A 17,524-nucleotide genomic window follows, 5' to 3' on the forward strand; every position below is an offset into this window, starting at 1 on the left:
CTATGACGACGGCACACTTCGACGAACCGGCGCAGCGGGTGGCCGAACAGTTGGCCGCGGTGGTGATCGCGGCGCTGCGGCCGGACACCGCGCCGCTGGAAACCGGCCCGGACCCCGACGTGATGGGCGCCGCGGTGCAACGCATCGGCGGTGAGCTGCTGGCACTGATGCAGCAGCTGGAACCCGATCCCGAACTCTCGGCGGACAGCTCGATAGCCAGGGCGGCACACCTGGCGGCTCAGATCACGCTTTCCGGCAAGCCACATTTCGCCTGGCCCGACTGAGCCGCGGTCAGGCGGCGCCCAGTTCCCGCAGTGCGCCGAGCACGTCTTCGGCCAGTGTGGACGGTCGTGGCACGTGGTCGGGGTCGACGGTCACGGTGATCGCGAGCGTTCCCGCGTAGGAAAGCACCACGAACGACACCGTGATGTTGCCCGCCTCCCCGACCGGAAGCGCGACGATGGAACGCACCGGCGCGCCCGCGAAACTGGCCGGTGAGCGCGGCCCCCGCAGGTTCGACACCAGCGTGTGCATCCGTCGTTGCCGGACCATGAACCACCGGTACAGCCCCAACCTGGCGGCCAGCCGAAACGCCGGGCCGAGCGACTCCAGCGGTGGGGGATGGGTGGTGGCCCGACGCAGTACCCGGGTGCGCGCGGCCACCGTAGCCAACCGCTGCCGCGGCGGACCGTCGCAGGGCACCGGCACCAACATGATGCCGATCCGGTTACCCAGCCCCGAACCGGCCTGCGGACGGCGAGCCGCGACCGGCACGGCGACGGTGAGGCTGTGCGCCCGTTCTCCCCTGCGGCTCAGCAACCCGCCCAGTGCCGAGGCGACGGCGGTCAGCACGACATCGTTGACGGTGCCGCCGTGGTGGTGGGCGGCCGCGCGCACCGCCTCGAGGTCGGTGCGAACGACCGCAACCCGGCGTCGCGTGCCGCTGCGACGCAGCAGCGAGTTGTCGGCGACCCCGGCAGGCCGCAGGCCACCCACCGACGCCATCGATCCGCGCACGGTCGCTGCCGCACCCGGAAGTCGTGACAGCCCCCGTACCTTGTCCGCCACCGCGTCCGCGGCCAGCGCCGCGACGCGCGGTCGCGGTCGCGGCACTTCTGCCGCCGTGGCGCCGTCCACGCCTGGCCCGTCGGTGAGCGCGCCGAGCAGCGCCAAGCCACCGAGGCCGTCGGCCACGACGTGGTGCAGCACCACGACCAGGCCCACCGTGCCGTCGGCCAGACCGGTCACCAGCGTGGCCGACCACAGCGGCCGGAACCACGGCAACGGGCTCGTCGCGATCGCGCACGCGAGGTCCAGCAGCGCCTGCTCGTCGCCTGGTGCGGGGCAGCGGGCGGTGTGCACGTGGGCGCCGGGGTCGAAACCGGGGTCGTCCACCCACACCGGGCGTCCACAGCCCGGCGGTGTGCCGACCAGCCGCTGCCGCAGCCGTGGCACCGCGGCGGCCCTGCGGGTGAACAGAGTGGCGGCGGAGCGGGCGTCGAAGGCCGGACCTGGTTCGAGGAGCAGCACGGCGGCCATCTGCTCGGGCACCCGGCGGCTGCCCGTCGCCAGCATCATCAGATCGCTCGAGCTCGCCCGCTCGATCGGCAGGTCCCGGTCCATCGTCGGTCAGGATTCCCTCGCCGCTAGGGGACTAAGCCTCAACTGCCGGTGACGACCGCCGCCTGCCAGGCGCGCACGGAAGGCGGATGCTGGACGCGAGACCGGCAACCGGAGGGCGAGTCATGACGGCACCCGAGTGGTCAACGGGTGAGACCGAGGTACTGACCGAGGCGATCGGCCGGGCGCCTTCGATACTCAACATCCAGCCCTGGTCGCTGGAAATGCGCGGCGACGAGGTGCTGCTGCACGAGCGAGCCGACGTGGCGCTGCCCTACCACGACCCGCTCGGCCGGGACCGGGTCATCTCCTGCGGCGCGGCGGTGGCGAACACCGAACTGGCGATCCGGGTGCTCGGCAGGCACACCGCGATGTCGTTGCTGCCCGACGAGGGGCAGCCGACGCTGATCGCCCGGCTCACCGTCACCGGGCCCGGTGAGCCGAGCGGGCGGGACCGGGAGCTGTTCCGTGCCATCCCTCGCAGAACCAGCCACCGCAAACCGTTCGCGCACCGGTCCGTGCCCGACGAGGTCGCCGACCGGCTCGTCGAGGATTCCGCGTTCGCCGGGGTGCACGCCGATCGGTTACGCGGCCGCGCCGAACTGACCGCGCTCGCCGACGAGCTGACGGAGGCCGCGCGCATCCAGCAGGCCGACCGCGGCTACCAGCGGGAGCGCGCGCTGTGGACGATCCGGGACGAGGACTCGCACCGGCACGGCGCCGGAATCGCCCGCAGCGCGCTACCGGAAACCGGGGGGCAGCTGCCGTGGGTGGGGCTGGTTCGGCCGCTGACCGACCTGCCCGACCGCGAGACCCTCATCGGCCTGCTGGAGAGCGAGACCGTGCTGCTGTTCAGCTCCGAGGGCGACGGCAGGCTCGACCACGTGCGCACCGGGATCGCGATGCAGCGGACCTGGCTGGCCGCCGTGGCCGCCGGACTCGCCGCGGCCGTGCAGACCCAGCCGCTGCACCTGCCACCGATCCGCGACGCCCTGACCGAGAAACTGGACATCGACGGCTGCCCGCAGCTGCTGATGCGGGTGGGCTACCCGAGCGGCACCGTGCCACCCACCCCTCGCCGAAGCGCCACCGACCTGCTCGGTGGCACCGATACCGACTGAGGGGAAGCGATGTCCACATCGACGACCGACCGGCCCACCGAACCCGGCGGCGGCTACGAGGGCTGCGCGTTGTGCGCGGAGCCGACTTCCAGGGAGCAGGAGTGGCTGCTTTCCTACCGCGACGACGAGGCGCGGGACGTTGCGTCGAGGGAGGCGCTGCTGACGTTGGCCAACGGCTACCTGGGTGTGCGCGGCGCGGATCCGGAGGCGGTGGCCGACGGTGTGCACTATCCGGGCACGTACGTCGCGGGTGTGTACAACCGGCTGTCGTCGGCACCCCACGGACGCCCGCGTGAGGACGAGAGCGTGGTGAACCTGCCCAACTGGCTGCCGCTGACGTTTCGGATACCGGGTCAACCGTGGTTCGGCGCGGGTTACGGCACGCTGGCGCACCAGCATCTGGTTCTCGACCTGCGGCGCGGGGTGCTGCTGCGGGAGGCCGTGGTCACCGACGAGAACGGCAGGCGCACCACGCTTCGCCAGCAGCGGCTGGTGTCGATGGCCTCGCCACACCTGGCCGCGCTGCGGACCGAACTCGTGCCCAGGAACTGGTCCGGTCCGCTGGAGGTGCGTTCCACCATCGACGGCCGGATCAGCAACGGCAACGTCGCCGCGTTCGCCGGGCTTTCCGGCCAGCACCTCGAGCAGACCGAGAGCGGGGAACGCGACGCCGGTGAGGTGGCCTGGCTGGTGGCGCGGACCGTGCAGTCGAAGCTACGTATCGCGCAAGCCGCGCGCACCACACTGCGGGCCGAGCCCGACACGCGGGTGTGGCCCAGAGCCGTCGCCGAGCCCGGCGTCGTCGGGCGGGAGTTCCTCGTCGAGGCCCGGCCCGACCTGCCGGTCGTCGTCGAGAAGGTGGTCGCGGTGCACACCTCCCGCGACCGGGCGATCTCCGAGCCACTGCTGGCGGCGCGCGACACGGTGAGCGGCGCCGGCTCGTTCGTCGAACTGCTCGACGCGCACACCGAGGCGTGGAAGTACCTGTGGCGGCGGTTCCGCATCGGAACGCACGACGGGCCGGACGGGCAGCTACCGATCAACTTCCACATGTTCCACGTGCTGCAGACACTCACCGGCCACACCGCGGACCTCGACGTGGGTGTGCCCGCGCGCGGGCTGCACGGTGAGGGCTACCGGGGACACGTCTTCTGGGACGAACTGTTCGTCTTCCCGCTGCTGAGTTTTCGGGTGCCCCGGCTGACCAGGGCGCTGCTCGGCTACCGGCACCGCAGGCTCGACCAGGCCCGCAGGCTGGCCGGACAGCACGGGCGGCGCGGGGCGATGTTTCCGTGGCAGAGCGGCAGCGACGGCAGGGAGGAGACCCCGCAGTGGTTCTTCAACCCCCGTTCCGGCAGATGGATGGCCGACAACTCGCGAAGGCAGTACCACGTGAACCTCGCGATCGGCTACAACCTGTGGCACTACTGGCAGGTCACCGGCGACCTGGACTTCCTCGCCTCCTACGGCGCGGAACTGCTGGTGGAGATCGCTCGCTTCTGGGCGGATCTGGTGGAGTACGACGCCGCCGACGATCGCTACGACGTGCGGGCGGTGATGGGGCCGGACGAGTTCCACGACGGCTACCCGGACCGGCCGGGGCAGGGTATCGACAACAACTCCTACGTCAACGTCATGGTCGCGTGGCTGCTGGCGAGAGCGGTGGAGGCGCACCGACTGCTCGGCACCGAGTACTGCGGTGAGCTGTGGGACCGGCTCGACCTCCGCGACGACGAACTGGCCGAGTGGGACCGCATCAGCAGGCGGTTACGGGTGAGCTTCCTGGACAACGGGCTGCTGGCGCAGTTCGAGGGGTACGAGCGGCTCTCCGAGTTCGACTGGGATCACTACCGTGCCCGCTACGGCGAGTTGGACAGGCTGGACCTGATCCTCGAGGCGGAGAACGACAGCTGCAACCGCTACCAGGTGGCAAAGCAGGCCGACGTGCTCATGCTGTTCTACCTGTTCACCGCGGAGGAGCTGACCGGGTTGCTCGACCGGCTCGGGTACGCCTTCGACCCCGCGACCATCCCGCCGACGGTGGACTTCTACCTTGCCCGCACCTCGCACGGGTCGACGTTGAGCAGGGTGGCGCACTCCTGGGTGTTGTCGCGCACCGACCGGCCGAGGTCGTGGCGACTGCTTCGGGACGCCTTGGTACACGACCTCAGCAACCGGGGGGACAGCACCGGGGAAGGTATCCATCTGGGAGCCATGGCCGCCTCGGCCGACATCCTGCAACGCTGCTACACCGGACTGGAGGTGCGGCAGGACGTGCTGTGGCTGAACCCGAGGCTGCCGACCGAGTTGCGCGCGCTCGATCTGGACCTGCACTACAGGGGACAGTGGCTTTCCGTTCACATCGACCATCAGGAGGCGGTGTTGCGCGCCGTGCCGTGCGCGGCGAACCCGATCGACGTCGGCTGGCTGGGCACGACGACCCACCGGCTCGCCGCGGGGCAGACGCTGCGGCTGCCGATCGGGCGGCAGCCGCAGCAGGGCGAGAACGCGGCAGGCCCCTCGGTCAGTACCTGAACACAGCCGCGACGCCGGTGCCGTCGGGCACGCCCGCGTCGGCGGGCGCGTACACGGTGCCGCCGGTGCGCAGTGTCTGCACGGCGGCGGGCTGCAGCCGCTCGTCGGCGGTGGCCTCCTCGGACAGGAACAGCACCGCGACGCGTCCGGCCTCGGCGGCGCCTGCGACCTCTTCCGGGTCGTTGGATGCCAGCCCGGTGCCCAGCGCGGCACGGTAGCCGGCGGCGGCCTCGTCCTGTTGCCGGGTCAGCACAGGCGAGACCAGCTCCCATGCGCGGTCACGCAACTCGCTGTCGGCAACCCTGTCCGGGTTGCCCGCGACGCCGTCACGCAGCAGTTCGGGGTAGTCGGCGACCTGCCGGTAGGCGGCCCTGATGTAGTCCACCCCGGCCAGCACCAGCGGCTCGTGCCTGCCCCGCAGCACCGGGCGGACGGCGTCGTGGACTGCGCGAACGTAGCGTTCCAGGCGTTCCTTCTCGACCTCGGCCCCGATCCCCTGCCGGTGCAGGATGGTCCGGACCTTGGCGCCGACCCTTCCGCCCACGTGGTGGCCACGCACCTGTTGCGGCTCGTCGTAGGGCAGCGCCTCGGCCACACCCTGCGGCAGGCCGGGCACCGTGACCTCGGCGGCGCCGGTGCGGGTGCACGACAGCAGCCTGGCGTGCTTCTCACTCAGCGCGAGCACGAAGAAGCGCCCCTGGCCGGTGAGCATCGGCAGCAGCGGCGTCACATGGAACCGGTCGGACACCACGACCCGCTCGTCGAACTCGATCGGCAGCCGGTACCGGGTCCACCAGTCGGGCCGCAGGAACAGCGCCAGTCCTCGGTCCTGGTAGAGCCAGAAGTCCTCGGTTTCCACCAGCTCACGCCCCGGTCGCAGGATCTCCCTTGCCTGTGGGGCCCTCGTTGCACCCTCCACCAGTTCCTGCTCGGCGCGGGCCAGCAGGTTCTTCAGCCGGATCGGGTCCTCCTGGTTGCGGGTCCGCACCGGGTGCGTGGGCAGGTAGAGCGACACGCACGGCTGGTCCTGCTGCTGGGTGAGCAGGTCGAGATCGCTGCGGGAGAACGCGTCCACGGTTGTTCCTTCGCTCGACAGCCTTCGGCGCTCGGCTCGCCCGGCCAGGGGCGTGCGATCGCCGCGATTCCTACCTGCCACGCTCCCGCCGCGGCGGGCGAGGTGAGAAGGGGCGAAAGTCCCCACGGGTCGGGGCCACTTCGCGGCGTCGCGGCACATCAGCGCGGAACTGACGGGGCGGGAGCGTGGGACTCGGGGGCGGGAGCGCAGGACTCGCGGGGTTCAGAGGAGGTGCACGTACTCGCGGTCGCCGAGCAGTTCGAGCCTGCGCCGCAGCACCGGGTTGTCGTACGACTGGCTGCGGTGGCAGCGGATGGCCTCCCACTGCCTGGCGCGGTCGACGTGCAGCGGCGGACCCAGCTTCGCGGGGTCGTGTCCGGTGAAGGCGACGCCGAACTCGGCGTTGAGCGCGTGTGCCACGTCGGTGGGCAGTCCCCAGGCGAGCACGGGCAGCCCGGCCACGCGCGCGGCGTCGACGGCCGCCTCCGTGGCCCGCTGGTGATCGGGGTGACCGGTGACACCACCGGTGTCGAGCACAAGCAGGTGGCTGGGCGACACGGCGAGGATGGCTGCCTGCACCCGGGCGCTCAGCTCCGCCAGCGGCACGGCGGTGAGTCCGCCGTCGGGGTAGTCGAGCAGTTCGACCTGGGAGACCCGCAGCACTTTCGCGGCGGCGGCGAGTTCCTCGGTGCGGATCTCGGCGAGTGAGCCTTCGCGCTCGTCGCGCAGTGTCGAGGCCTCGCCCTTGGTGAAGCACAGCACAGCGGACTCCACCCCGTGCTGGGCCAGCACGTCGACGACGGCGCCGAGCCCGAAGGACTCGTCGTCGGGATGGGCGACCACGGCGAGCGCGCGCCGAACGCGCGTGATCGGGTGGGTGCTCTCGAGTGTGGTCATGATCGGCCGCCTTCGGAATCGCGTTCCTGCTGCGCCGTCGCGGCGGCGGGTTCGGCGACCGGGACGGCGCAGGCGTCGCCGGTTCGCAACCGCTGTGCGAGCCCGAACGCGAGCAGCAGTACAGCCAGCACGCTCGTGGGCAGGCTCGCCTGCGAGGCGAGCAAGATCGACATGGGGATGGTGAGAATCGCCACCCTGCCGCAGCTGGTGCAGCCGGTGGCGAGACCGCCTGCCGGGTTGACGTAGGTCGCCGCGAGCCAGCCCGACAGCACACCCGCCGCCAACCAGGTCACGTACGCCCACCAGGGCAGGGGCGTCGCTGTCTGGGTGAGCAGCCCGGTTGCCAGGCCGTGTCCGGCCAGGCCGACCAGTGCGCCGAGTGTCGCGGCCAGCCCGCGGCGACCTTTCGTCATCGTCTTCGCCCGTCTACTCAGCGGCGGCCGAACGGCCAGGGCTTGCGGGCAGGAGCCGCGGCCTGCTCGTTCTGCCCGCAGGAGCAGCGCTGGGCGGCGGGCACGTCACCGAGCACCTGCTCGACGTGCTGTCCGCAACCCGCGAAGGTGGGCTTGCCGCACTTGGGGCACGTGACTCGTCGGCACATGCTGTCCTCGCTTTCGTCGTTCTTCCCTCGACGGTGTCGTGTTCGGCGTCCGTCGCGTTTCCGGTTGGGAAGGGGGGTCGCGCTGGGGGCGGGCGCGACCCCCCTCGGCTCCGGCTCGGCGGCTGCCGCACCGGATGGTCGAAACCCCCCGTCGGGTCGGGGCTCCACACGCTTCCAAATATACCTAGGGGGGTATCCACTTGTTGTCACGATAGGTCGCTACCGCGACGTTCGCAACGTTGGCGAGCATACCCCACGGGGTATATGGTCGAGGCATGAGTCGAGAAGCATCCGTGGAGGAATTCGCCGCCGCGCAACGTGCGGGCGCACTTGTCGTCGACGTTCGAGAGCCTGCCGAGTACCTGGGTGGCCACGTTCCCGGCGCCCGGTTGTACCCGCTGAGTTCCCTCACGTCCAGGATGGCCGAACTGCCGAGGCGTGAGCGGATCTACGTGATCTGTGCCAGCGGCAACCGCAGCGCGATGGCGGCCTCGGTACTGGAGCAGGCGGGCTTCGATGCCCGCTCGGTCGCGGGCGGGATGTCGGCCTGGACCGGCGACGGCCGCCCGGTGCTGCGCGGTCCGCGCGAGAACGCCGCCTGAGCACACCGACCGGCAACGGAAGTGGGAAGTGGGGCAGCCTGCGGCTGCCCCACTTCCGGAGCACTCTGCGGTCGGCCCCGAGCGACCCCGGCGTAGTGCTCCAACGGGTCACCTCCCCCGGAAGTGACCCGCCCGCGGAAGCGCCCCCGAGCGCCCCGCGTGCACTTTCCAGAGTGCGCACCGGATGTGGCGTGCAATACGGTCGAAAGTCCCTGGGCACAGGGCCGAAAGGGCCGTCAGCGCCGCGAGGTGAGCAGGTCCACACAGGCGCGCACGGTGGTGAGCCGGTCGTAGTCGTACTCGTCGATGGGCTGCCCTGTGGACTCCGACAGCCTGCGGGCGAACGCGAGGAAGTCCATGGAGTCCAGCTCCAGCGTCTGCCGCAGCTCGTCGTCGGGCCCGAGCGAGGCCACGTCGGCGTCCGGCACGATCTCCAGCAACGCCTCGTTGACGGCCTCCCTGGCGCGTCGCGGGTCAAGTGGTGTGGTGGTCATCGCAACTCCTCCGGTCGTTGCAGCACGGTGTCGAGTGCGTTGAGGAAGCGGGAGCCGGTGGCACCGTCGGTCGCCCTGTGGTCCGCGGCCAGGCCCGCGGTGACCACCGGGCGGACCCCGAGCAACTCACCCACCGCCCACGGCCTGCGCACGATCGCGCCGAAGCCGACGACCGCGACCTGCGGCGGGTAGATCACGCCCTGCACCGACTCGGCGCCCAGATCACCGAGGTTGGTGACCGTGATCGTCGCCGGCCGCAGCTCCGAGGAACGCAGCCGCCCTGAACGCGTCCGCGACACCACGTCGGTGAGCGTGCGCATCAGCTCCTCCAACGGACGGGAGTCCGGTTCCTCCAGGGTGGGAACGAGCAGGCCGCCACCCCGCAACGAGACCGCGACCCCGAGCCGCACGCTCTGCGCTCGCCGGAACCCACCGTCCAGCCAATGCCCGTTGAGCTCGCCGACCCTGGCCGCCGCCAGGGCGGTCGCCTTGAGCAGCAACGCGTTCGGCAACACCCGATCGGCGATGCCGCTGTCGCGGTTGTACTCCCGCAACCAGCTCAGCGCCGCGTCGAGGTCGATGGTGCTGGACAGGTAGTAATGCGGGATCTCCCGCTTCGAGCGCTCCATCAGCGTGGCGATCGCCGCGCGCATGTCCTCACCCCGGCTGCGCCGGGGCTCGACCGCGGCGGTCTCGGCTGCGGTCGCGGCGGAGGGCCGGTTGCCCGCCGCCGCCCGCACGTCGCGGGCGTGCACCGTGCCCGGCAGCGCGGAAACGTCCACCCCGAGTTCGTGCGCCAGCCTGCGGGCGTACGGCGACACCCGTCGACGGCGTGGCGCCAGCAGCCGTTCGATGTCGGCGTGGGTGACGGTGCCCTCCGGGCCGGTGCCGTGCACCGTCGCGAGGTCGATCCCCGCCTGCCTGGCGAGCGAGCGAACCGGGGGAGTGGCCCGCTCCCGCGACACCCGCTGCTGCGCGGGCGCGGCTTGCTGCGGCTCGGGCTCCGGCTCAAGCTTCGGTCCGGACCCGGACCCGGACCCGGACCCGGGCTCGGGCTTCGGTTCGGGCTTCGGTTCGGGCTCGACCTTCGGCTGCTGGCCGGTTGCCGGTGCGTGCCCGACGGGCGGTTCGGACGGCTGCGCCTCGCCGGCACCGATGACGGCAAGTGGCGTACCGACCGGCACCTTCTCGCCTGCGGGAACGAGGATCGACTCGACGACGCCGCTGTCGAAACACTCGACGTCCACCGCGGCCTTGGCGGTGTCCACGACCGCCACGATGTCGCCCTTCGCGACCCGCTGCCCGGGCCGCACCAGCCATTCGAGCACGGTGCCCTCGTCCATGTCCGCGCCCAGCGACGGCATCAGGAACTGTGCCACGTCAGCCCACCGCCCTGCGTGCAGCGGCCACCACGTCGCCGGACTGCGGCAGAGCGGCCTGCTCCAACTGCTTGGCGTAGGGGATGGGCACCTCCGCCGTGCACACCCGCTCGATCGGCGCGTCGAGGTCGTACAGCGCGGACCCGGCGACCCGGGCCGCGATCTCCGCGGAAAGGCTGCCACTGCGCCAGCCCTCGTCCACCACCACGAGCCGGTGCGTGCGGCGAACCGAACCCAGCACGGTGGCCTCGTCCAGTGGCCGAAGCGTGCGCAGATCCACCACCTCGGCCTGCACGCCGAGGCCCGCGAGCTCATCCGCGGCGCTCAGCGCCGTCCGCAGTGTCCCGCCGTACGCGACGACCGTGACATCCCCGCCCTCGCGCCGGATCGCCGCGTTGTCGATGTCCACGGCGCCCGCGTCGTCGGCGAGTTCTCCGGAGACGTTGTACAACCCGCCGTGCTCGAACAGCAACACCGGATCGGGATCGGCCAGCGCGGTAGCCAGCATGCCCCTCGCGTCGGCCAGTGTGGCCGGTGCGACGATGCGCAGGCCCGGGATGTGGGCGAGCCAGCCCTCAAGACTGTGCGAGTGCTGCGCGGCGAGTTGCCTGCCCGCACCCGTGGTCATCCTGATGACCAGCGGCACGTTGAGCTGCCCGCCCGACATGTGCAACAGCGTCGCGGCGTTGTTCATGATCTGGTCGAGCGCGAGCAGGCTGAAGTTGACCGTCATGATCTCCACGATGGGCCGCATGCCGCCGAGCGCGGCGCCGATCCCCGCGCCGACGAACGCCGACTCCGAAAGCGGCGTGTCCCTGACGCGCTCGGGTCCGAACTCCTCGAGCAGCCCGAGACTCACCCCGAAGCAGCCGCCGTACGCGCCGACGTCCTCTCCCATCAGGAACACCCGCTCGTCGGCCGCCAGTGCCTCGCGGATGGACTCCCGCAGCGCCTCCCGGTAGGTCGTCGTGGTCATGATCGCGCCTGCGAGTACACGAACCTGGTCAGCTCCTCGACGGGCTCCAGCGGACCGGCCTCGGCCGCCGCCACCGCCGCCGCGATCTCGGAGTCCACATCGGACTCCATCAGCTTGAGTTCCTCGTCGCCGAGCTCGCCGCTTTCCTGCAGCAGCTCGGTCATCCTCGGCAGCGGGTCGAGTTCCTTCCAGTGCTCCACCTCCGAGCGTTGCCGGTAACGCTCGGCGTCGTACATCGAGTGCGCCCGGAACCGGTAGGTGCGAAGCTCCAGAAAGCACGGCCCGCCGCCGCCTCGGACGGCCGCTACAGCCCGCCGGGCCGCCCGCGACACGGCCGGCACATCCATGCCGTCGACCGGCCACGACGGCATGCCGTAGGAAGCCGCGCGCAGCGCCAGGTCGGTCTCCGCCTGCGCCCTGCCCAGCGCCGTCCCCATCGCGTACAGGTTGTTCTCGCAGCAGAACAGCACCGGCAGCTTCCACAGCGCCGCGAGGTTGAGACACTCGTGGAACTCTCCTTCCGCCACGGCGCCGTCGCCGAACAGGCAGACCGTGACCGGCGAGCGGTCCCGCATCGCGTCGGCCAGTGCCAGCCCGACCGCCAGCGGCAGCCCGCCCCCCACGATGGCGTTGCCTCCGTAGAAGCGGCGGTTCGCGTCGAACAGGTGCATCGAGCCGCCCCTGCCGTGGCTGCATCCGTTGGTGCGGCCGAACATCTCGGCGAGCACCGACTCCATGGACAGCCCCCTGGCCAGCGCGTGGCCGTGCTCGCGGTAGGTGGACACCACGGCGTCCTCGGGGTCGAGTGCGTCCATCACACCCACGGCCACGGCCTCCTCACCGATGTAGAGGTGCATGAAGCCGCGGATCGCGGTGGAGCTGTACAGCTCGACGCAGCGCTCCTCGAACCTGCGGATGCGCAGCATCTGCCTGAGCAGCTCGGTGTTGTCGGTCCCGGTCATCGTGCCGCCTCCAGTGTGGACAGATCGCCTTCGGCGAGTCCGAGCTCGCGTGCCCGCAGCAACCTGCGCATGACCTTGCCGCTGCGGGTGTGCGGCAGGTGCTGGTCGAACTCGATCTCGCGAGGCGCGACCGCGCCGAGGCGGCGCCTGCCGAACGCCAGCAGCTCCCGCCGCAGCGGTTCGGATGCCGTCACACCGGGGCGTAGCGTCACGAACGCCTTGACCAGCTCGCCCGCAACGTCGTCCGGCTTGCCGATCACTCCGGCCTCCGCCACCGAGGGGTGTTCCAGCAACGTGCTCTCCACCTCGAACGGCCCGACCAGATGCCCGGCCGACTTGATGACGTCGTCGGCGCGACCGAGGAACCAGTAGTAGCCGTCGGCGTCTCGCCGTGCGATGTCGCCGGTGAGGTACCAGCCGTCGGCGAAGCAGTCGGCGTAGCGCCGCTGCTCGCCCCAGTAGGCCCGAAACATCGAGGGCCAGCCGGCGCGCAGCGCGAGTTCGCCCGGCGTTGCGGGGTCGCTCACCTCCCGCACTCGACCGTCCACACGCAACACCTTGCCGTCGCGGTCGCGTGCCAGCACGCAGGCTTCGATGCCGGGCAGCGGCAACCCCATCGATCCCGGCCGGACCTCGACGGCCGCGAAGTTGCTGATCATGATGGCGCCCGTCTCGGTCTGCCACCAGTTGTCGTGCACCGGCAGCCCGAACTGCTCCTGGCCCCACAACACGACCTCGGGATTGAGCGGTTCCCCCACGCTGGCCACGAACCGCAGCGCCGACAGGTCGAAGCTACGGGCCAACTCCGGCCCGTAACGCATCAGCATCCGCAACGCGGTCGGCGCCGTGTACCACACGTTGACCCGTTGCTGTGCGAGTACGCGGTACCAGCGGCGCGCGTCGAACTCGGCCTCGTCACTGACGAGCGTGGCGCCGTGGGTGAGCGGGGCGATGATGCCGTAGGACATGCCGGTGACCCAGCCGGGATCGGCCGTGCACCAGAAGACGTCGTCGGCGCGCAGGTCGAGCGCGTACTCGGCGGTGACGTGATGCGCGAGCACGGCGCCGTGCACGTGCAGCGCGCCCTTGGGTGTGCCGGTTGTGCCGCTGGTGAAGTGCAGCAGTGCCGGGTCGTCGGGCGAGGTGGCGGCCACCCCGGTGTCCTCACCGGCGGCGGCGAGTGCCGGTTCCAGCGCCAATACGTCACCGGAGGGGCCCGCATCGGCCCCGGTCACCAGCACGTGCCGCAGTGACGGTACCTCGTCGCGGATACCACTGACCTTGCCCCGGTACAGCCCGGGACTGGTCACCAGCGCAGCGGCCTCGCCGAGGCGCAGTCGCTGCCGGATCGGCTCGGGGCCGAACGCGGAGAACAGCGGACAGACCACGCAACCGGCCTTCAGCGCGCCGAGCACGGCCACGTAGAGCTCTGGCACACGGCCGAGCAGTGTGAACACGCGGTCGCCCTTTCGAAGGCCGAGGTCGCGAAGCAGCGCGGCGAACCGGCTGGTTCGCCGCGCCAGCTCGGCGTAGCTGAGTTCGACGACCCGCTCGGAGTGGTCGACCCAGCGCAGCGCGGTGTGGTCCGCGCGCGGACCCGCGGCGTGCCGGTCGACGGCCTCGTGGGCGATGTTCAGCCCGCCACCGGGTAACCCGGAGAGCGCGGTGGCGGCGCGGTCCCAGTCGAACTCGCGGCGGGCCCGTTCGTAGTCGGTGAGGTTCGCGGACCGCCGGGCCGAGGCCGGCTTGCCGATGGGTGACCATTGCATGCCGCCACGATCGAGGCAGCGGTGGACCCCGGACAGGGCACAAAGTCACCGTGGCCGAGCCCGTTGGCCTCTCCCGCCGCGCGCGGTCGCACGCGACGTTGGAGCCATGAAGAACGAGGTTGACTCTACCCGGCTGTGGGCGGGTGGAGCCGCGACGGCAGCCGTGGCCGCACTGGTCGCGGTCGTCGGCATTCTCACCGCGCGCGGCCTCGCCCACGTGGCCGTGCTGGCGCCGCGCGGAGAAGGCGCCTGGGGCGGCGCGAACACCGTCACCTACGCGGTGAGCGCCGCCGTCGTGGCCGTCGCGGCCACCGGACTGTTGCACGTACTGCTGCTGACCGCGCCACGCCCCCGGCTGTTCTTCGGCTGGATCATGGCGCTGCTGACGGCCATCGCGATCGTGCTGCCGCTGAGCCTCTACGTCGACTGGGGGAGCAAGGTGGCGACAGCGCTGATCAACCTGGCCATCGGTTTCGCGATCATCGTGACGTTGCTCAACGTCGGCAAGGCCGCCCAGCGCGAGAGCGACCGCGACCACAGCGACGACTCCACGCAGCAGTTCTACCCGTGACGCGGTCGTGCCGGTGACCGGTCCCGCGCAGGCCGGTCACCGCTTCCCGCCGCCCTCCTGCGGGCGCAGCGCCGCCAGCACGGCGGCGCCGTCGACCGTCTCCTCCTCGCGCAGCCGCTCCGCGAGCCGGTGAAGCGCGGGCAGGTGCTCACGCAACATGCGCAGCGCGCGCTCCTCCGCCTCGCGCAACAGCCTGGCGATCTCGGAGTCCACCAGCCGCTGGGTCTGTTCCGAATAGGGACGGCCCTGCAGCACCGGCGCACCGGGCAGGTGGGCTGCCTCTCCCGACTCGTAGCCGACCGGTCCGAGGGCGGGTGACAGCCCGAACTCGGTGACCATCCGCGTCGCGAGCTGGGTGGCGACGGCCAGATCGTTGGCCGCGCCGGTGAAGCCCTCGCCGAAGACCAGGCACTCCGCGGCCCGCCCGCCGAGCCGGATGGTCAGCTGGTCGAGCAGGTAGCTCTCCGCATACAGATGCCGTTCCGCCTCGGGAAGCTGCTCGGTGGCACCCAGCGCGAGCCCGGCGGGCAGGATCGTCACCTTCTCCACCGGATCGGCGTGCTCGCACAACGCCGCCAGCAACGCGTGCCCCGACTCGTGCACCGCCACGGCGTGCCGCTCCTCGGGCAGCAGCGCGTTCGACGACTCCCTGCGGCCCAGCAGCACCCGGTCGCGCGCCGCGGTGAGGTCGGCGGCGGCGAGCACCGTCCGGTCGGCGCGAACCGCGTTGATCGCGGCCTCGTTGACCAGGTTGGCCAGGTCCGCGCCGGAGAACCCCGGTGTCGCCCTGGACAGCCGGTCCAGGTCCACGTCGGGCGCCAGTTGCTTGCCCCTGGCGTGCACGGCGAGGATCGCCCGCCGCTCGTCCTGGTTGGGCAGCGGGATCGTCACCTGCCGGTCGAACCTGCCGGGACGCAGCAGCGCCGGGTCGAGCGACTCGGGCCGGTTGGTCGCCGCGAGCACGACGATGCCGCTGCTCTGGTCGAAGCCGTCCATCTCGGCGAGCAGCTGGTTGAGGGTCTGCTCGCGTTCCTCGTGGCCCCCGCTGCCGCCCACGCCCCGCCTGCTGCCGACGGCGTCGATCTCGTCGATGAAGATGATCGCGGGTGCCCGCTCGCGGGCCTCGTCGAATAGATCCCGCACCCGGGATGCCCCGACACCGACGAACATCTCGACGAACGCAGAGCCGGTCACCGAGAGGAACGGCACGCTCGCCTCTCCCGCGACGGCCCGCGCGAGCAGGGTCTTACCGGTGCCGGGCGGGCCGACCATGATGACGCCCCTCGGGCCCTTCGCGCCCGCCGCGGCGTACTTGGCCGGATCGCGCAGGAACTCGATGATCTCGCTGACGTCCTGCTTGACGCCCTGGTATCCGGCGACATCGGCGAACCGGGTACTCGGCCGCTGCGCCTCGATGATCTTGGCCTTGGAGCGGCCGAAACCCAGCGCGCCACCGGCCAGCGAGTGCTGCGCCCGCCTGCCGGTCCACAGCAGCAGGCCGATGATGAGCGCGAGCGGGAGCAGCCCGACCAGCACGCCGGTCCAGTCGGCACCGGAACTCGTCGCGCTGATATTCACCCCGCTTGCTCGCAGCCGGGATTCCAGGCCGGAGTTGTCCAGCGCCACGGGGATGTTCGTGCTGAACGACGTCCCGTCGCGGTACTCGCCGGTGACCGCGCCGCTGTCGTCGATGGTGACCGACTCGACCCGCTTGGCGTCCACCTGGGACAGGAACTGGGTGTAGGACACCGGCTGGTTCTGCTCGCCCTGCCACAATGTCGGCAGGAACAGCAGCAGCGCCGTCGCGAGCAGTCCCAGTGGCAGCAGCCAGCGCCGCCAGCGTGGTGGAGGTGGTGGTGGCTGCTTGGGAACGGGGTCGGGCGGTGGTCCTGGTTTTGCCTTTCGCGACAACTCAGCGCCGCCTTCCGGCCGTCATCGCGGCCTTGCGGCGAGGAAAGCGCGCACGGCACGGGCGACGGGTCGGCTCTGCGGTCCCACGTGCCCCTTCCCTCCACACAACGTCAACTCCGCGTTGGGCATCCGCGCGGCGGTGTGCTCGAACAACTCGGCACCGTAGCACGGGTCCAGCGCGCCGCCGACGACCAGCGTACTCGCCGTGATCCGCGGCAGCTCGTCCTCGATGTCGAAGGTTTCCTCAGCCTCCAGCGTCAGTACCAGATCCCGGTCACCCGTGCCGAACACCGCCGGGCCGAGCAGCCAGCCCGCACCCCTGAGCAGCCTCCTGCCGAACGGCCGCGTGCCGAGCAGGGTGAACAGCGCGGCATTGGCGCGCCGGGGTCTGCCTGCCCGCAGCTGTGTGGCCGCCTCGTGCGCAACCGCACGCCCGAGCGGGCCGAGGCGGTGTGCCGCCGACACCACGACGAGGCGGTCGACGACATCAGGGTGGTCGGCGGCCAGTTGCAGCGCGATACTGCCGCCGGTGGACACACCGAGCACGTCGATCGGGCCCGCGAACCGCTCGCGCAGCATCGACGCGTAGTCGGCGGCGAGATCGGCCATGGTCACACCCGGCGGCAACCCGGGCCTGCGGTTGATCCACCACACCTCGTGCCGGGACGGCAGCGGCTTCAGCTGGGAGAGTTGGAACAACCGCTGCCGGCCGCGCGGTTGCCGGTGATGCGGCGTCAGCCCTGGCAGGAACGCCAGTGGCGGGCCGGAACCAACCCGGAAGTAGGGCATGCCGTCCTCGCGCGGCCGCTGCCGCGCCGGGCGGGCCGTTGCCGGATCACGTACCTGACGCATGGCCACCTCCTTCCTGGCGAGCTTCCTGGCGAGGCGTGGGTCGGCTTCCACTGTGTTTCGCGCACCGCGCCGGCGAGAAGGGACCTAAGCCCCTGCTCGGCCGGGACGAGCGCCCACAGCCGCCGGGCCGGGCGATGAGCCAGTGTGAGGGCACCGCCC

General features: G+C 71.4%; 17 protein-coding genes. 5 read left to right on the top strand and 12 right to left on the bottom strand.

Annotated features, from left to right (window positions below; genetic code table 11):
• The first annotated feature begins 2 nt into the window (after window positions 1-2).
• The gene (locus SACMADRAFT_RS12790; protein ID WP_009154241.1) at window positions 3-284 is read left to right on the top strand and encodes a hypothetical protein; all 282 of its coding nucleotides are present in this window, start codon (window positions 3-5) and stop codon (window positions 282-284) included.
• A gap of 7 nt (window positions 285-291) precedes the next feature.
• On the opposite strand, the gene SACMADRAFT_RS12795 is transcribed toward SACMADRAFT_RS12790, so the two are convergent.
• Entirely contained in the window at window positions 292-1,623 is a 1,332-nt protein-coding gene (locus tag SACMADRAFT_RS12795) for a wax ester/triacylglycerol synthase domain-containing protein (RefSeq protein ID WP_009154242.1), read from the bottom strand.
• A 122-nt stretch (window positions 1,624-1,745) separates the two neighbouring features.
• On the opposite strand from SACMADRAFT_RS12795, the gene SACMADRAFT_RS12800 reads away from it, so the two are divergent.
• The gene (locus SACMADRAFT_RS12800) at window positions 1,746-2,741 is read left to right on the top strand and encodes an Acg family FMN-binding oxidoreductase (protein WP_009154243.1); all 996 of its coding nucleotides are present in this window, start codon (window positions 1,746-1,748) and stop codon (window positions 2,739-2,741) included.
• A gap of 9 nt (window positions 2,742-2,750) precedes the next feature.
• A complete protein-coding gene (locus SACMADRAFT_RS12805) occupies window positions 2,751-5,276 on the top strand; it encodes a glycoside hydrolase family 65 protein (protein WP_009154244.1) in 2,526 nt (841 codons plus the stop codon).
• Here SACMADRAFT_RS12805 and SACMADRAFT_RS12810 read toward each other — a convergent pair.
• The 4 genes from SACMADRAFT_RS12810 to SACMADRAFT_RS30390 all read right to left on the bottom strand — a co-directional run bounded on the left by SACMADRAFT_RS12810 (window position 5,266) and on the right by SACMADRAFT_RS30390 (window position 7,849).
• The gene (locus SACMADRAFT_RS12810) at window positions 5,266-6,351 is read right to left on the bottom strand and encodes a baeRF3 domain-containing protein (protein ID WP_009154245.1); all 1,086 of its coding nucleotides are present in this window, start codon (window positions 6,349-6,351) and stop codon (window positions 5,266-5,268) included. The genes SACMADRAFT_RS12805 and SACMADRAFT_RS12810 overlap by 11 nt on opposite strands.
• 222 nt (window positions 6,352-6,573) lie before the next feature.
• Window positions 6,574-7,248, bottom strand: a complete 675-nt coding sequence (locus SACMADRAFT_RS12815) for a PIG-L deacetylase family protein (protein ID WP_009154246.1) — start codon at window positions 7,246-7,248, stop codon at window positions 6,574-6,576.
• The gene (locus SACMADRAFT_RS12820) at window positions 7,245-7,661 is read right to left on the bottom strand and encodes a hypothetical protein (protein WP_009154247.1); all 417 of its coding nucleotides are present in this window, start codon (window positions 7,659-7,661) and stop codon (window positions 7,245-7,247) included. Before SACMADRAFT_RS12820 ends, SACMADRAFT_RS12815 begins: the two co-directional genes overlap by 4 nt.
• A 17-nt stretch (window positions 7,662-7,678) precedes the next feature.
• Window positions 7,679-7,849, bottom strand: coding sequence for a hypothetical protein (locus SACMADRAFT_RS30390; RefSeq protein ID WP_009154248.1), 171 nt, complete (start codon window positions 7,847-7,849; stop codon window positions 7,679-7,681).
• Window positions 7,850-8,124: 275 nt separating this feature from the next.
• Here SACMADRAFT_RS30390 and SACMADRAFT_RS12825 point away from each other — a divergent pair, with 275 nt between their 5' ends.
• On the top strand, window positions 8,125-8,451 hold the full coding sequence (locus tag SACMADRAFT_RS12825; protein ID WP_009154249.1) for a rhodanese-like domain-containing protein: 327 nt from the start codon (window positions 8,125-8,127) through the stop codon (window positions 8,449-8,451).
• Window positions 8,452-8,687: 236 nt separating this feature from the next.
• On the opposite strand, the gene SACMADRAFT_RS12830 is transcribed toward SACMADRAFT_RS12825, so the two are convergent.
• The 5 genes from SACMADRAFT_RS12830 to acsA are packed head-to-tail and all read right to left on the bottom strand — an operon-like array spanning window position 8,688 to window position 14,031.
• On the bottom strand, window positions 8,688-8,945 hold the full coding sequence (locus SACMADRAFT_RS12830) for an acyl carrier protein (RefSeq protein WP_009154250.1): 258 nt from the start codon (window positions 8,943-8,945) through the stop codon (window positions 8,688-8,690).
• Window positions 8,942-10,324, bottom strand: coding sequence for a dihydrolipoamide acetyltransferase family protein (locus tag SACMADRAFT_RS12835; RefSeq protein ID WP_040925675.1), 1,383 nt, complete (start codon window positions 10,322-10,324; stop codon window positions 8,942-8,944). Before SACMADRAFT_RS12835 ends, SACMADRAFT_RS12830 begins: the two co-directional genes overlap by 4 nt.
• A gap of 1 nt (window position 10,325) precedes the next feature.
• Complete coding sequence (locus tag SACMADRAFT_RS12840; protein ID WP_009154252.1) at window positions 10,326-11,300, bottom strand: alpha-ketoacid dehydrogenase subunit beta; 975 nt, start codon at window positions 11,298-11,300, stop codon at window positions 10,326-10,328.
• Window positions 11,297-12,262, bottom strand: a complete 966-nt coding sequence (gene pdhA / locus SACMADRAFT_RS12845; protein ID WP_009154253.1) for a pyruvate dehydrogenase (acetyl-transferring) E1 component subunit alpha — start codon at window positions 12,260-12,262, stop codon at window positions 11,297-11,299. The genes SACMADRAFT_RS12840 and pdhA overlap by 4 nt, the downstream gene beginning before the upstream one ends.
• The gene (acsA, locus tag SACMADRAFT_RS12850; RefSeq protein ID WP_009154254.1) at window positions 12,259-14,031 is read right to left on the bottom strand and encodes an acetate--CoA ligase; all 1,773 of its coding nucleotides are present in this window, start codon (window positions 14,029-14,031) and stop codon (window positions 12,259-12,261) included. The genes pdhA and acsA overlap by 4 nt, the downstream gene beginning before the upstream one ends.
• Before the next feature lie 106 nt (window positions 14,032-14,137).
• On the opposite strand from acsA, the gene SACMADRAFT_RS12855 reads away from it, so the two are divergent.
• A complete protein-coding gene (locus tag SACMADRAFT_RS12855) occupies window positions 14,138-14,602 on the top strand; it encodes a DUF6069 family protein (protein ID WP_009154255.1) in 465 nt (154 codons plus the stop codon).
• Window positions 14,603-14,638: 36 nt separating this feature from the next.
• Here SACMADRAFT_RS12855 and ftsH read toward each other — a convergent pair whose 3' ends face one another.
• Entirely contained in the window at window positions 14,639-16,513 is a 1,875-nt protein-coding gene (ftsH, locus tag SACMADRAFT_RS12860; RefSeq protein ID WP_009154256.1) for an ATP-dependent zinc metalloprotease FtsH, read from the bottom strand.
• A 21-nt stretch (window positions 16,514-16,534) separates the two neighbouring features.
• Entirely contained in the window at window positions 16,535-17,365 is an 831-nt protein-coding gene (locus SACMADRAFT_RS12865; protein WP_009154257.1) for an alpha/beta fold hydrolase, read from the bottom strand.
• Window positions 17,366-17,524 lie beyond the last annotated feature (159 nt).

It is taken from the genome of Saccharomonospora marina XMU15, assembly GCF_000244955.1.
Lineage (GTDB): Bacteria > Actinomycetota > Actinomycetes > Mycobacteriales > Pseudonocardiaceae > Saccharomonospora_A > Saccharomonospora_A marina.